The sequence below is a fragment of the Novilysobacter erysipheiresistens genome, assembly GCF_036663935.1.
Lineage (GTDB): Bacteria > Pseudomonadota > Gammaproteobacteria > Xanthomonadales > Xanthomonadaceae > Novilysobacter > Novilysobacter erysipheiresistens.
On the sequence record NZ_JAXGFP010000003.1, the window covers coordinates 458,617 to 473,312 of the forward strand.

At 67.1% G+C, this 14,696-nt stretch carries 8 protein-coding genes; 7 read left to right on the forward strand and 1 reads right to left on the reverse strand.

Annotated features, from left to right (window positions below; translation table 11 throughout):
• Nucleotides 1–11 precede the first annotated feature (11 nt).
• From tssH to SNE34_RS08160, 6 genes are all read left to right on the forward strand, one after another.
• The gene (tssH, locus tag SNE34_RS08135; protein ID WP_332616439.1) at nucleotides 12–2,771 is read left to right on the forward strand and encodes a type VI secretion system ATPase TssH; all 2,760 of its coding nucleotides are present in this window, start codon (nucleotides 12–14) and stop codon (nucleotides 2,769–2,771) included.
• 120 nt (nucleotides 2,772–2,891) lie between these two features.
• Nucleotides 2,892–5,711 carry a type VI secretion system Vgr family protein gene (locus tag SNE34_RS08140; RefSeq protein WP_332616441.1) on the forward strand — a complete coding sequence of 940 codons (2,820 nt, stop codon included), beginning with the start codon at nucleotides 2,892–2,894 and terminating at the stop codon, nucleotides 5,709–5,711.
• Nucleotides 5,704–6,642, forward strand: coding sequence for a DUF4123 domain-containing protein (locus tag SNE34_RS08145; RefSeq protein ID WP_332616443.1), 939 nt, complete (start codon nucleotides 5,704–5,706; stop codon nucleotides 6,640–6,642). The genes SNE34_RS08140 and SNE34_RS08145 overlap by 8 nt, the downstream gene beginning before the upstream one ends.
• A gap of 14 nt (nucleotides 6,643–6,656) precedes the next feature.
• Complete coding sequence (locus SNE34_RS08150) at nucleotides 6,657–9,929, forward strand: toxin VasX (RefSeq protein WP_332616445.1); 3,273 nt, start codon at nucleotides 6,657–6,659, stop codon at nucleotides 9,927–9,929.
• On the forward strand, nucleotides 9,926–11,020 hold the full coding sequence (locus SNE34_RS08155) for a hypothetical protein (protein ID WP_332616447.1): 1,095 nt from the start codon (nucleotides 9,926–9,928) through the stop codon (nucleotides 11,018–11,020). Before SNE34_RS08150 ends, SNE34_RS08155 begins: the two co-directional genes overlap by 4 nt.
• A 264-nt stretch (nucleotides 11,021–11,284) precedes the next feature.
• Nucleotides 11,285–12,190, forward strand: a complete 906-nt coding sequence (locus SNE34_RS08160; RefSeq protein ID WP_332616524.1) for an alpha/beta fold hydrolase — start codon at nucleotides 11,285–11,287, stop codon at nucleotides 12,188–12,190.
• A gap of 112 nt (nucleotides 12,191–12,302) precedes the next feature.
• On the opposite strand, the gene SNE34_RS08165 is transcribed toward SNE34_RS08160, so the two are convergent.
• Entirely contained in the window at nucleotides 12,303–12,665 is a 363-nt protein-coding gene (locus SNE34_RS08165) for a YkgJ family cysteine cluster protein (protein WP_332616449.1), read from the reverse strand.
• Nucleotides 12,666–12,833: 168 nt separating this feature from the next.
• Here SNE34_RS08165 and oleC point away from each other — a divergent pair, with 168 nt between their 5' ends.
• Nucleotides 12,834–14,561 carry an olefin beta-lactone synthetase gene (oleC, locus tag SNE34_RS08170; protein WP_332616451.1) on the forward strand — a complete coding sequence of 576 codons (1,728 nt, stop codon included), beginning with the start codon at nucleotides 12,834–12,836 and terminating at the stop codon, nucleotides 14,559–14,561.
• The last annotated feature ends 135 nt before the right edge of the window (nucleotides 14,562–14,696 follow it).

The following is a 14,696-nucleotide window of genomic DNA, read 5'->3' on the forward strand; positions in this document are numbered from 1 at the left end:
GAACGCAACGCATGAGCATCAACCTCAAGACCCTGATCGGTAAACTCAACGACCCGTGCCGCCAGGCCGCCGAACGCGCCGCCAACCTGTGCCTGGCGCGTGGCAACTACGAGGTCGACCTCGAGCACCTGTTCCTTGCGCTGCTGGAAAACCCCAAGGGCGACGTCGCCCTGATCGCCCAGCGCAGCGGAATCAGCCTCGACAGCCTGCGCAAGGATCTTGAAAGCGAGATCGGCCGCTTCAAGGCCGGCAACACCCGCACTCCGGTGTTCTCGCCGCACCTGCCGACCCTGTTCGAGCATGCCTGGCTGCTGGCCTCGCTGGACAGCCAGACCACCCGCATCCGCAGCGGCCACCTGCTGCTGGCGCTGCTGACCGAGCCGGGGCTGGCGCAGTTGGCGTACCGCGGCTCGGCGCAGTTCGTGAAGATCAAGCGCGACGAACTCAAGCACAACTTCGCCAAACTCACCGACGGCTCCAGCGAGGGCGGCAACGTGCGTTTCGCCGATGCCGATGCGCCGGCCGAAGGCGATGACGCCGCGCAGGCCGTCGACCCCGGCCTGTCGAAAACCCCTGCGCTCGACCAGTACACCACCAACCTGACCGGACGCGCCCGCGATGGCCACCTCGACCCGGTGATCGGCCGCGACGCCGAGATCCGGCAGATGGTCGACATCCTGCTGCGTCGGCGCCAGAACAACCCGATCCTCACCGGCGAGGCCGGCGTCGGCAAGACCGCGGTGGTCGAAGGCCTGGCCCTGCGGATCGCCGCCGGCGACGTGCCCGAGGTGCTTCGCGGGGTCGAGCTGCATACTCTCGACATGGGCCTTCTGCAGGCCGGCGCCAGCGTCAAGGGCGAGTTCGAGAACCGCCTCAAGGGCGTGATCGACGAGGTCAAGAAGAGCCCGCACCCGATCGTGCTGTTCATCGACGAGGCCCACACGATGATCGGCGCCGGTGGCCAGGCCGGCCAGAACGACGCCGCCAACCTGCTCAAGCCGGCACTGGCGCGCGGCGAGCTGCGCACGATCGCCGCGACCACCTGGGCGGAATACAAAAAGTACTTCGAGAAGGACGCTGCGCTGGCGCGGCGCTTCCAGGTGGTCAAGGTCGAGGAGCCCAGCGAGGTACTGTGCGCGGCGATGCTGCGCGGCATGGTGCCGCTGATGGAGAAACACTTCGGCATCCGTGTGCTGGACGAGGCGATCACCGAAGCCGTGCGGCTGTCGCACCGCTACATCAGTGGCCGCCAGCTGCCCGACAAGGCGGTCAGCGTGCTCGACACCGCCTGCGCGAAAGTGGCACTCGGCCAGAGTGCGACCCCGGCGATCATCGAGGACACCCGCAAGCACCTCGACCGCCTCGACGCCGAGCTCGCCGCGCTCAAGCGCGAAACCGCCGGCGGCCACGACCACGACGAGCGCCTGATCGAGCTGGCCGCGCAGCAGGCGCAGGCGCGGCAGGTGCTGGTCGATAATGAAAAGCGGCTCAAGACCGAAACCGAAATCGCGCAGAAGATCCAGACCCTGCGCGCCGGCCTCGAAGCCGACGCACTGGTTTCGGCGTCTGCCGAGGCGGACGAGAGCCAGCCCGAACCCGGCGAGGCCGATGTCGCGGTCGCCACCAAGCCGAAGGCCGCCAAGTCCCAATCGAACAAGAAAGCCGCCAAGACCCTCAGCCCCAAACTCGCCGAACTCGACCTGCTGCTCGCCGAACTGCGCGCGCTGCAGGGCGAGACCCCGATGGTGCCGCTGCAGGTCGACGGCGGCGTCGTCGCCGAGATCGTCAGCGCCTGGACCGGCGTCCCGCTCGGCCGCATGGTCAAGGACGAGATCCGCACCGTGCGCAACCTCAGCCCGCTGCTGGCCGAACGCGTGATCGGCCAGGACCACGCCCTCGACGCCGTCGCCCAACGCGTGTGCACCGCGAGCGCCAAGCTCGAGGATCCGAACAAACCGCGCGGCGTCTTCATGTTCGTCGGCCCCTCCGGCGTCGGCAAGACCGAGACTGCGCTGGCGCTGGCCGACCTCCTCTACGGCGGCGAGCGCAAGCTGGTCACCATCAACATGAGCGAGTACCAGGAGGCGCACAGCGTGTCCGGCCTCAAGGGCTCGCCGCCGGGCTACGTCGGCTACGGCGAGGGCGGGGTGCTGACCGAGGTGGTGCGCCGCAACCCGTACTCGGTGGTGCTGCTGGACGAGGTCGAGAAGGCCCACCCGGACGTTCTGGAAATGTTCTTCCAGGTGTTCGACAAGGGCCAGATGGACGATGCCGAAGGTCGCGAGATCGACTTCCGCAACACCCTGATCATCCTCACCAGCAACATCGGCTCCAGCCAGATAATGCAGGCCTGCCTCAACAAGCCGGCCGCGGAATTGCCCGCCGCCGACGCGCTGGCCGAAGCCCTGCGCCCGGTGCTGATGAAGTCGTTCAAGCCGGCCTTCCTCGGCCGCATGAAGGTGGTGCCGTACTACCCGATCAGCGACGACGTGCTGGCCAGCATCATCGAGCTCAAGCTCGGCCGCATCCGCGAGCGCGTGGCCGCCAACCACAAGGCCGCGTTCGAGTGGGAAGCCAGCCTGGTCGAGGCGGTGCTAGCGCGCTGCACCGAGGTCGACTCCGGCGCCCGCGCCGTCGACCACATCCTCAACGGCACCCTGTTGCCGGAGATCGCCGAGTCGGTGCTGGCGAAGATGGCCGAAGGCGACAGGATCGAGACGATCAAGGTCGGCGCCGACAAGAAGGGCGCGTTCAAGTACCGGATCGGCTGATCCGACGGCCCCCTTTCGGTGACCGGTCGCAGGTATCATCTGCACGACGAATGATCCACCCACATGGACGTGTGGGCCGCCCGCGCGGCGGCCCCGCGATATCGCAAGGAGGCGAACGCCATGGATGTCCTCGCCACAGTCCTCAGTACCCTGGCCGGCGGGCCGAAGCAGTTCGGCCGCCTGCTGCAGCTGCACACCGCGCTCGGCCCGGATGTATTGGTCGCCGAGAGCCTTGACGGCGTCGAGGCGCTGGCACCGGCGATCGATGGCACCGCCGGCTTCCGGCTGCAACTGACTGCGCTGTCGGTCGATGCCCACCTCGACCTCGCCGCGCTGCTCGGCCAGCCGGTGCTGCTGCAGTTGCAGACCGCGACCGCGTTCGACACCCCACGCCCGCTGCACGGCCACGTCACCACGTTCGAGCGGCTCGGCAGCAACGGCGGGCTGGCGCGCTATCGGCTGGTGATCGAGCCGTGGCTGGCGCTGCTGCGCGACCGCGTCGACAGCTATGTGTTCCAGGACATGAGCGTGGTCGAGATCGTCGAGTCGGTGTTCGCCGACTACGCTGACCAGGGCCGGCTGGCCCCGGCGTGGCGCTGCGACCTCAAGGACCCGGCGGCGTACCGCAAGCGCAGCCTGACCACCCAATATCAGGAGTCCGACCTGGCCTTCATCGAGCGCCTGCTCGCCGACGAAGGCCTGTTCTACTGGTTCGAACACGCCGGTGACCCCAGCGGCGACAGCCTCGGCCGCCACACCCTGGTGCTGGCCGACCACAACGACGCGTTCGCCGACCTCGGCGCGGTGCGGTTCCACCGCAGCGACGCCACCGAGCGCGACGACAGCATCCAGCACTTCGCCGCGACCCGGCGCTGGCAGACCGGCCGCCTGCAGCGCGTCAGCTGGGACTATCGCCAGCTCGATACTCGCGCCACCGAGGTCGACGCCGATGCGCCCGGCGTCGTCATCGCCACCGATGCCGACACCGCCGGCCCCTACGCCTGGCCCGACCGCGCCACCGGCGAGCGCTTCGCCCGCCAGCAACTGGAAGCGCTGCAGGTCGCCCGCGGCAGCATCGACGGTGCTGGTAGCTGGCGCCAGTTGCAGGTCGGCGGCCGCTTCGCCCTGACCCAGCACCCCGCTTACGGTGTCAATGCCGACGGCGAGGCGAGCAACCAGTTTTACTGTCTCCGCCTGCAGCATCACGCTCGCAACAACCTCGGCGCCGAGATACTCGCGGTGGTCGAGCAGCGATTGGGTCTCGTCCAGTTGCCTGTGCCGGTGCTCCCGGCGGCGCTCGACTCACTCTCCCGCCCCGCGGGAGGAGACCGGGACGAGGGCACGCGCCAAGTCGACTCCACTGCCGCGGCGGTCGACTTCTACCAGAACACCTTCAGTGCACTCCCCGCCGCCGCCCCCTTCCGTGCCCAAACCATCGACGGCCACGGCCTGCGCCTGCATCCCAAGCCGACCGTCGCCGGCACCCAGACCGCGATCGTTGTCACCGACGGGGCGCCGCTGCAAACCGATCGTGACCACCGCATCAAGGTGCAGTTCCCGTGGCAGCGCGGCAACAACGCCAGCCACCGCCTGCCGCATCCGACCGGCGAGGACAACGCCCCTGGCAACGACGACGCCTGGACCTGGGTGCGGGTCGCCGCTGCGTGGGCCGGCGACAACTGGGGCAGCGTGCTGCTACCGCGCAAGGGCCAGGAGGTGGTGGTCGCGTTCCTGGAAGGCGACATCGATCGCCCGGTGGTCACCGGCAGCGTCTACAACGGCGTCGGCCAGATCGACGCCGCGCACAACCAGTTTCCCGGTGGCAACGCCGGCGCCACCGGCAATGCTCCGGCGTGGTTCGACGGTAATGCCCACAACGCGATCTTTACCGGGTTCAAATCGCAAGCGCTGGCGTCCAGCCAGGGCGGATGCGGCGGCTACCAACAGCTGCGACTGGACGACACCCCCGGCCAGGGCCGCGCCCAGGCCAGCACCACCCAGCACGAAAGCACGCTGACCCTGGGCCACCTCAAGGCCGGCCGTGACAACGTCCGTGGCGACGAGCGCGGCTTCGGCGCCGAACTGTCGACCGCCGCCAGCGGCGCGATCCGCGCCGGCGCCGGCCTGCTGCTGTCCACCGAGCGTGGCCACCGGCAGCTCGACGCCGGCGGCGCCCAAGCGCAACTCGCGCAGGGCGAGCAACTGCTGGCCAGCCTGACGGAGGTGGCCAAGGTACAGGGCGCCGACCTGCCGTACGAAGTCAAGGAACTGCCAGCACAACAAGCCCTCAAGATCGTGCAAGCCAGCCTCAACGCCAGCGGCACCGGCAGCATCCCGGGCAACGGCATCGGCGGTGGCGCCGGCGAAGCCCCCGCGTGGTCAGCCCCGGTCCTGCTGGCCAGCGGCACCGATGGCATCGTCAGCGTCACCCCGGCCGACCAGGTCTGGGTCTCCGGCACCCAGGCCACGCTGAGTGCCGACAAGGACCTGCAGTGGCTGAGCCAAGGTGGCAGCGTGATCGCCGCTTCCAACGGCATCGCCTTGTGCGCCCACGGCAGCAAAGCGCCGGCCGGCAAGCCGAATCAGGAGACCGGCATCGCCCTGCATGCCGCGCAAGGCGTGGTCAGCGCGAGGGCGCCGAGCGCCACCGCCAGCGTTGCCGCGCAGGTCAGCGTGACGCTGGCCAGCACCACCGCCGACGTGCAGCTGGCCGCGCCCAACAAGCATTTGCTGGCGACTGCCGGCGGTGGCTACATCAAGTTGGAAGGCGGCAATATCGAGTTGGGCGCGCCGGGGACGATTGAGTTCAAGGCGGCCAAGAAGGAGTGGACGACGCAGAAGAGCGCGAGCGGGAAGGCGCCGGTGTTGGCGAAGGGCAATTACAAGGGCTGCGACTACAAGATGCAGGTAGCTGCCCAGAAGGGTGCAGCGCTTGTCTGACAACTTGTCAGTATTAGTCTTGCACTTGCGTGAGCAGTTGCTCGCGGCTGCCGTGGCGGCACCGCATCTTGAGCTATACGTCCTGGTCGATCCGACGCTCGGCGATACGTTCCGCGGCCTACCGACCTACGATGAGCGAACATCGCTTCCAATTCGCTACCGTGAGTTGAAAGCAGAGCATCGCCCGTATTTGTTGCGCCTGGGCGACTTTGGCCGCGATGAAGCGATCGAAAGATCTGTGTCGGCGGCCATTGCCGAAGTGGTAGGCGTTTCGCAGGGTGCGCCACACGCCCGAACCGTTTGCGGCTGGCTGCAGTCCGCCATGCCGAACCCAGTCCTGGCATCCCACCTTGCATCTCATGCAGTCCTTTCCGGTAGCGGCGGGCCTCGCTTGCTTCGTTTCTGGGATCCCCGGGTGATGGACATGCTGGCAACGTTGTTGACGCCCGGACAGCGTGTGCGTCTGCTGCGTCGGGTTGAACGGATGTGTTGGTTGGGTCGGGACGCTCGATTGCGCGATCTGGTCGGCTCCGATGGCGGGACGGGCGGCAGCGAAGGGGCAAGCCGCGACTGGCTAGATACCACTCAACTCAAGCTCCTGTCCGAAGCCGCCATTGTCAACCGGGTTCTGGACGTCCTGAAAGATACTGAGCACGACCTGTCGACGATTGATTCGTGTGAGCTCGCCCGTTCCATCCAGCGAGGAAGTCTGCGCTGGGATTTGCGTAGCGAACGTGATCGCGTGATGTACGGCGTGTACTGCGTACTTGGCGGTGACGGGTTCGACCAAAGAGCAGAGGTTGCCGAAGCCATGCAGCAGGCGACTCGGAAAGGCGCGTCAGTGATGACGGCATTGGAACAGTTCGACGGCTATGACTGGCGTGGCAACCGTTCCCAGTCACGCCCACACGCGCCTGCCAAGACGATTTGAAAGGAGACAAATTCATGGCGGATACTGGTATTGCCGACGTAAGACAGCGCGTTGCACAGGGAACGACGGACGCCGCAGGCAGCAAATGCCCCAATTGCGTCAAGCAGGGACTGGCGATTCTTCCTGTTGTTTCCGGCATTCTTCCCAACAGCATTCTGACCCAGAACCAGTTTGGGCCGATGTTCACGCAGCCCCACGACCCCTTGGCCGGCAACGAAATGGAGTCGTTGAGCAACGGGCTGGCCGCGACGGATCTCACCTCGCATTGGTACTACATGCGCACGCCGCCCGCGGGATACATCTATATCTTCGACAACGGCAAGAACAACTGGCACAAGGGATACCTCGTCGACGGATCGGGCCTTCTGCGCGAGATGCCGGTAGCGGACCTGCTGCCGGACCCGGCGAGCGTCGCGCCACTGGACACCCCCGGCGTATGTGAGCGCAAGGAGCACAACAACCTCGCGCTTCAGTTCTTCGTACTTGATCCGGTCAATACACCGAAGGTGCAGGTGGCCTTCAGTCGCTATCGTTGGTCACGGAAGGTGCTGGAGGACTACCTCGCCAACCAGGAAGGCATCCGCGACCGGCGGATGTGGAGCCTGGATGTGGCGGCGGCGGCCAAGAACGACGTCGGCAGGGGGCAGACGGTGTCGCACGCGCGCTCGATGTCCGCCGACCTCGGCAAGCACGTGGCCGACTATTCAATGGGAGAGACGCGCAACGCCATCAACCAGCAGCAGTTGGAGCCGCTGCGTGACCGTGGCGTCGGCCCCAGCGCAAACATCGTTGCGACGGGCGCCCTCCTCAGGACAGGCGTCGTGTCGCAGCTGATGGCTACGGCCTCGCCGGCAGCTGACCTTGCCAAGCTGATGGCCAAGGCCTCCGAGTCGACCGAAGGCAAGACCGGCATTGTGCTGCTGATGGACGACGCCGTCGGCGTCACCGCACAACTCAATTTCTCGCGCAACCAAGCTGCCGGCAACGCCGCCATCACCTCCGGCATGGGTGACCCCGACCGCGCCCGACGCCGCGTGGTGGCCGATGTGATCGAAGGCATCCGTGCCAGCGCCGAGGCCAACCCTGGCCCCTGGTGGAACTCCAATTACGGGCCTGAGCGTTATCTGCGGCACATCGACGAGGGGGCTTGGAGTCAGGCACGCGCGGAGTCCACCGAACTCAAGTCCCTGTTGGCCCGGGCCGAGCAGATCAGCCAGGACTACGTGGTGGTAAAGGAGTCCCCACGCTGGAACAACATCCAGCGTTTCGACTTTGATCCCGGCAGCGCTGCCAGCGCGCTCGATCACGAGCAAATGGTGGCCTGGTGCGTGACCGGCTCGGGCCTGTGCAAAGACGAGCGCGAGAAGGTCTGGTACCCGGTGTTGGCGTTGAGCGATACCGACCCCGACAACTGGCTGAGCCGGGCGCTGTCGGCTCAGAACCAGGGCATGCAGGAGCTGATGCAGGCTGCAGCGCCGGATTTTGGCAAGAAGCTGGATGCGGTGAAAAACGCCAAGGTTCTGGCCGCGGAACTGCTGGTCGGAAGCGATGGCCGCATGGGTGCCATCGAGTCGGTGAACAAGCTGCGTTTGCAGATCCGTGCGGATCGTGCCGCCAACGCCGCCACCAGCGCGCTGGTCGAAAGCGCCTCAAATGCGATGGCGCGCCTGCTGCAAACCGACCCCGAGCGATACCACCGTTTGCTGCGCAAGATCACGATTGCCGGACTGGTGCGTGACGACCTGGTGCCGCAGCCGGTGGTGGTGCGTGGCACCTGGGCAAAGATCCAGGAGTGGATCATGGAAGTCATGACCGGCCCGGTGCGCGTCGACCCGCGCGCGGCGGTCAGCATGGGTCCGATGCTCACCGGCACGGAGTACATGCGTACCCGTGGCAACCTGAGGAGCGGCGGCTGGAACCTGTCGCAGTCGGTGAACGGTGCCGTGCTGTATGCCGCGCCAGGCAGCCAGGCCGAAACCGCGTCGGTGGTGTTCTGGGTCGTCAACAAGGTGGAAACCGGTGTCACCTTCAACGCCGGCGCGCTCGGTGCGTTTGGGCTCAGCGAGATCGACACCACCATCCCTTCCCGCGTGGTGCCGGACAACCCCGTGCTGCGCAATCACCTCAACCGAGTCTCGCTGCACGCCGACGGGATGCTCAACTCCGTGGCCCTCGTGTTCCAGGCACACGGGTTCTACACCTCGCTGCTCAAGTTCAAGCAGGGCAAGGGCGACCTGGGGGAGGGCGTCAAACTGGTCGGTGCCGTGCTGGCGGCTTCCGGCGCCGGGTTGGAACTCGTGGTGGCCGCACAGGCGTTGCGCAGTGCGCAGGCGACAGCGGGACGTATCGCGTTGATGAAGGCCGCCGCGAAGTTGGGGATGTGGGCGGGGGTAGCGGATGGGGTTTACTCAATATTGCAAGCATGGAAGAAATTAGGGAATACGGATCGCGACTCTGCCCTGTGGTCATTTGGCTCAGGCGCGGCAACGATCGCCGGTAGCGTCGCAGGATTTGGCCTTGCCGCAGCAGGCGTTTCGGCAGCGGCCGGTGGCGCCGGCACGGCCACGGTCCTCGGCATCACGATGGGGCCGGTGGGCTGGGTGCTGCTGGCCATTGCCTTCCTGGGGCTGGCGATCTACTGCGCCATCCAGGCGTTCGGGACCGACGACAGCGAGCTCAGTCCGGTCGAGTACTGGCTCGACAACGGTGTGTTCGGCAAGCGCGCGCGCATCAGCGGGGACTATCTCGAGAACAACCCGTTCGTCGATCGCAAGACCAAGGCCGTGCCGTCGTTCGCCAGCCTCAATGACGAGCTGTACCAGCTGCAGCGCATCACCCTGGTGGCGCAGGCCATGTTCAACAGCATGAGCGCGAGCACCGGGGCGGACGTGTCCGCCTACACCATCGCCCTGCCGCGGTATGCCGAAGGCACCTCGCTGGCGGTCACGTTCTACGGCTACGTCGATGGGAAGCGGGTGGAAGTGTCGAGCTTCCGCTGCGAGGATGGCGCGCCGGAGGAACAGCGCTTCCGCGAGCGGGTCAACCTGACCGGCGGCAGCGGCAAGCCGACCATCAAGGTGGACCCCAGCGGCGCTGCGTGCCTCACCGGCCGGCTGGGGAGCGGCGGCTCCGCGGTGGGCCTGATGAACTTCCTGCAAGACCTGTTCGGTGAAGGAGAGCAGTACGTGGATGTAGACGATTTCGGCATGGAACTGCTCTACAAGCCGGACCGGCACCGGTTGCCCGAGCTGGAGACCCTGTTGCGCTTCCCGGTGGCACGCCGATGAGCCGCAGCGCCAGCAAGGCGGCGCGCGACCTGCTGCTGGGCATGAAAGAGCTGCCCGAACAGGGCGGCGGCTGGGGCTTGCTGCTGCGTCGCGGCGCGCAGCCGGCCGAGTTGCCGCCCAAGGCGCACGGCGCGGTGCAGGAGATCAATCCCGCCTACCTCGAGTTTGTTCCCCATGCCAGCGTGTCCGATCGCGGGATGGGGGTGTTTTATGGATTGTGGTTCTTTCTTCTGTTTGTATTCTTGTTCGGACCAGACACATTAACGTCCTTCATTAGCGGCAAAAGCTTTGGCGTTGCTGAATTTATTATCTATGGCGGCACTTGGGTTATAGGGTTGAGCTTCGGAATCTGGGCCTACCGCTCCGCCCGCATGCCACTGGCGCCGCCTGTCATCCTCAGCCGCACCTTGCGCAAGTTCTATTGCTGGGTGGACCGCAAGCGTGGCTGGATGGTGCTCGACTACGACGAGCTGCGCCCGGCGGTGTTCCGCTCGGCCATCGTCACCACCGCCGGGTCGGCGACATTCTTTATCCTGGGACTGGCCAAGCTGGTGCCGGGCACCCGCCGGATCGCTGATCAGGTCAACCCGGCGCCGCTGCTGTTCCCGGCCGAGCGCCCGGAAGAGGTGTGGGAGTTCATCCGCACCTACATGGACGGCGCGCACGAGGCGCTGCCGCCGGTCGACCCCATGCCGCCGCTGCGCGACCCGCGCGCCGACCACGCGCGCATGGACAGACTGCTGCTGCAGGACTTGGTGGATGCGCACCATCGGTTGAAGCCCGGCTTGCTCAACAAGATCTACACCTGGTTCTGGGGTGGCGTGAGCTACTGGACCGAGCGCTGCGCGTTGTGGGTGCAACGCACCGCCCCGCGGCCGGCATATCCGCCCGAGCTGCGCGAAGCGATGGACTGGCAGGGCGACAACCCGTACCGGACGCGCCCGCCAACGGACGAGGAGAGGCAGGCATGGGAAGGCCGGCTGCCACACCTGAGGCGCCGCTGGCTGGCCGCGGCGGCGTTTTCGACCCTGATCTACGGCGGCATGTTCCTGCTCATGACGGTCGGCGCATGGCTGGAGCGCGGCTCATGACCGCGTTTGCATTGAGGCGTACTCGGTGACCTCGGCCGGATATTTTTCTACCGCCGCGACGTGGACGACGGGGCGATAGAGCGGCTGAGCGTTGGTGGTTTCATCCGGCCCGGGTTTGCGACAGCCAAGTGGTGCGTCAGTTGGTTTGCATGCCGGTGGATTTTTCTCTCGGCCGTGTAGCTTGCCGCGCCATCGATCGTGCGCCAACCGGGCAGCAAGGTGACAATGAGCGAGTCTCCGTCCCGTCCATCTGTAATGACGCCCTTGCCAATCCCCGACTATCCCTTCACTCCACAATGCTTTGAGGTCCGCCCCGGCATAGCGATGAGCTATCTCGACGAGGGCCCGCGCGATGGCGAGGTCGTCGTCATGCTGCACGGCAACCCCTCATGGAGCTTCTACTGGCGGCACCTGGTGCTGGGGCTGCGCGATCGTTACCGCTGCATCGTGCCCGACCACATCGGCATGGGGCTGTCGGACAAGCCCGACGATGTCCCGGACGCGTCACCGCGCTACGACTACACGCTGCAGTCGCGGGTCGATGACCTGGAGGCGCTGCTCGACCACCTCGGCATCACCGGGCCGGTCACGCTGGCGGTGCACGATTGGGGCGGGATGATCGGCTTTGGCTGGGCGTTGCGGCACATGTCCCGGGTCAAGCGGCTGGTGGTGTTGAACACGGCGGCGTTTCCGTTGCCCGCGGCCAAGCCGATGCCGTGGCGGTTGTCGCTGGGGCGGGACTCGAAGCTCGGCGGCTGGTTGATCCGGCGCTTCAATCTGTTCGCGCGCGGAGCGGCGTGGATGGGGACGCGGCGGTCGCTGCCGGCGGATGTGCGGCGTGGCTACATCGCGCCGTACAACGGCTGGGCCAACGCGATCAGCACGCTGCGCTTCATGCAGGACATCCCGCTGGGCGAGGGCGATGCGGCGTGGCCGCTGGTGGCCGAGTCGGGGCGGCGGTTGCCGGAGTACGCGGACCGGCCGGTGTTCATCGGCTGGGGGCTGCGGGACTTCGTGTTCGACAGGCACTTCTTGAAGGGATTCACCGATGCGCTGCCGGGGGCGCAGGTGATGGCGTTCGAAGATGCGGGGCATTACGTGTTGGAAGACAAGCACGAGGTGCTGGTGCCGGCGATCCGGGGGTTTCTGGACGCCAATCCGGTGGGTTGAGGAGCCGGCTGTAGGAGCGGCTTTAGCCGCGATCGTGGAATCAATCGCCTGCGCCGATTTCAGATCGCGGCTAAAGCCGCTCCTACAAAAGCAGACGGCCCCGTCTGGCTCGTCAGGCGGCGATGTCGTCGCCGTACCAGTCGGCGGGAGTGAGCACGGGCAGGCCGTGGGCGAGGCGGGCCTTGTCGCACTTCTCGCTGGCTTCGCCGAACTCCCAGGAGGCGGGGACTTCGCGGCAGACGCTGGATTTGATCGGGTGGATTGCGCAGCGCGCGCGCACGCCGATCTCGGCGTCGAGGGCGATGCAGCGCGGCTTCTCGGCCCAGGTGCCGCGCATCACCACGCGGTGCGGGCCGAACGGCTCGGTCAGTTCCGGTGGGACGGTGCCGCCGACCGCGGGGTCGGCTTCGGACCAGTGGAAGCTGACACGGAAGTAGGCGCAGCAGGCACCGCAGGTCAGGCAGGGGTGGGGCATCGGGGCGCGTTCGGGCAGCCGGGGCGCCGGGTGGCAACCGCGATCGGTCGCGGGATTTTCGGGATTTTTCGCCGCGGCGCAAGTGCCGGGGTGGCGCCCGGTAACCGGCCGGCGTCATGAGCGGGGCGGCTCTCGCCCGCTCCGGGGCCAGCGGCGACAATGGGCAGCATGACCGAGCCCTGCAACATCGCCGCGGCGCTGCCGCGACTGGCCGCCGAGCACCCCGACCGGATCGCGATCCGATGCCCCGGCAAGCGCGCCGCCAATGGCATGGCGCGCTACGACCTGACCCTCACCCACGCCGAACTCGACGCCCGCAGCGATGCGATTGCGGCCGGGCTGGCACGGCATGGGGTGGTCCGCGGCAGCCGTGCGGTGGTGATGGTGCGGCCGACGCCGGAGTTCTTCCTGTTGATGTTCGCGCTGTTCAAGGCCGGCGCGGTGCCGGTGCTGGTCGACCCCGGCATCGACCGGCGCGCGCTGCGGCAATGCCTCGACGAGGCGCAGCCGCAGGCCTTCATCGGCATCCCGTTGGCGCACGTGGCGCGGCGGTTGCTGGGTTGGGCCCGGTCGGCGCGGATCCGCATCACCACCGGCAAGCTTGCGTGGCCGGGCGAGGTGACCTTGGCCGAGGTCGAACGCGACGGGCAGGGCGCCGGCGCGCAACTGGCCGCGACCGCGCCGGACGAGGTGGCCGCGATCCTGTTCACCAGCGGCTCGACCGGGGTGCCGAAGGGCGTTGTCTATCGGCATCGACATTTTGTCGCGCAGGTGGCGATGCTGGGCGCGGCGTTCGGCATCACCCCGTCCGGGCGCGAAGGCGATGGCGTCAACCTGCCGACGTTTCCGCCGTTCGCACTGTTCGACCCTGCGTTGGGGGTGACTTCGGTGATCCCCGACATGGACCCGACCCGGCCGGCCGCGGCCGATCCGCGCAAGTTGCATGACGCGATCGCGCGGTTCGGGGTCGACCAGTTGTTCGGCTCGCCGGCGCTGATGGCAGTGTTGACGCGTCACGGCCAGCCATTGCCGACGATCAAGCGGGTGATGTCGGCCGGTGCGCCGGTGCCGACCGAGGTGGTCGCGACGCTGCGCGGACTGCTGCCGGACGACGCACAATTCTGGACGCCGTACGGCGCGACCGAATGCCTGCCGGTCGCACTGATCGAAGGCCGTGACCTGCAAGCCACGCGCGCGGCGACCGAGCGCGGCGCCGGCACCTGCGTCGGCCGCCCGGTGGCGCCGAACGTGGTGCGGATCATCCGGATCGACGACGCGGCGATCGAATGCTGGTCCGACGATCTGTGCGTCGCCGATGGCGAGGTCGGCGAGATCACCGTCGCCGGGCCGACCGCCACCGACAGCTACTTCAATCGCGACGCGCAGACGCGGCTGGCGAAGATCGAAGAAGCGCTGGACAGCGCAGAAGCGTCATCTGTTTTCGCGCGAGCGGGCCAGCGTGAGCACACGAGCACAGCGCGCCGGGCCACTCGCGTCGTCCATCGGATGGGCGATGTCGGCTACCTCGACGGCGAGGGTCGTCTGTGGTTCTGCGGGCGCAAGTCGCATCGGGTCGAAAGCGCGAGTGGACCGCTTTACACCGAGCCGGTCGAGCCGGTGTTCAACGTCCATCCGCAGGTGCGGCGCACTGCGCTGGTCGGGGTTGGCGAGCGCGGTGCGCAAGTGCCGGTGCTGTGCGTGGAGCTGACCGAAGGCGTGGCGGGTCGCGATTGGCCGCGGATCGAAAACGAGTTGCGCGAGATCGGCCGGCAGTATCCGCACACGCGCGGCATCGAACGCTTCCTGAGGCACAAGCGCTTCCCGGTCGATATCCGCCACAACGCCAAGATTGGACGCGAAAAGCTGGCGCCATGGGCCGCCAAAAAGCTCGGATGATTGCCCGGTCGGTGATTCGTTCCGCCGTAGGAGCGACGTGAGTCGCGACCTGTACATGGCGGCGAACATTCGGCGGGTCGCGACTTACGTCGCTCCTACATGGGGAGAATCGCCGTTGACGCTTTCACCTCGCCA

What these genes read in the sequence shown, in the direction of transcription:
- tssH (WP_332616439.1), top strand. Translation starts at nt 12, where the DNA reads ATGAGCATCAACCTCAAGACCCTGATCGGTAAACTCAACGACCCGTGC.
- SNE34_RS08140 (WP_332616441.1), top strand. Translation starts at nt 2,892, where the DNA reads ATGGATGTCCTCGCCACAGTCCTCAGTACCCTGGCCGGCGGGCCGAAG.
- SNE34_RS08150 (WP_332616445.1), top strand. Translation starts at nt 6,657, where the DNA reads ATGGCGGATACTGGTATTGCCGACGTAAGACAGCGCGTTGCACAGGGA.
- SNE34_RS08155 (WP_332616447.1), top strand. Translation starts at nt 9,926, where the DNA reads ATGAGCCGCAGCGCCAGCAAGGCGGCGCGCGACCTGCTGCTGGGCATG.
- SNE34_RS08165 (WP_332616449.1), bottom strand. Translation starts at nt 12,665, where the DNA reads ATGCCCCACCCCTGCCTGACCTGCGGTGCCTGCTGCGCCTACTTCCGT.
- oleC (WP_332616451.1), top strand. Translation starts at nt 12,834, where the DNA reads ATGACCGAGCCCTGCAACATCGCCGCGGCGCTGCCGCGACTGGCCGCC.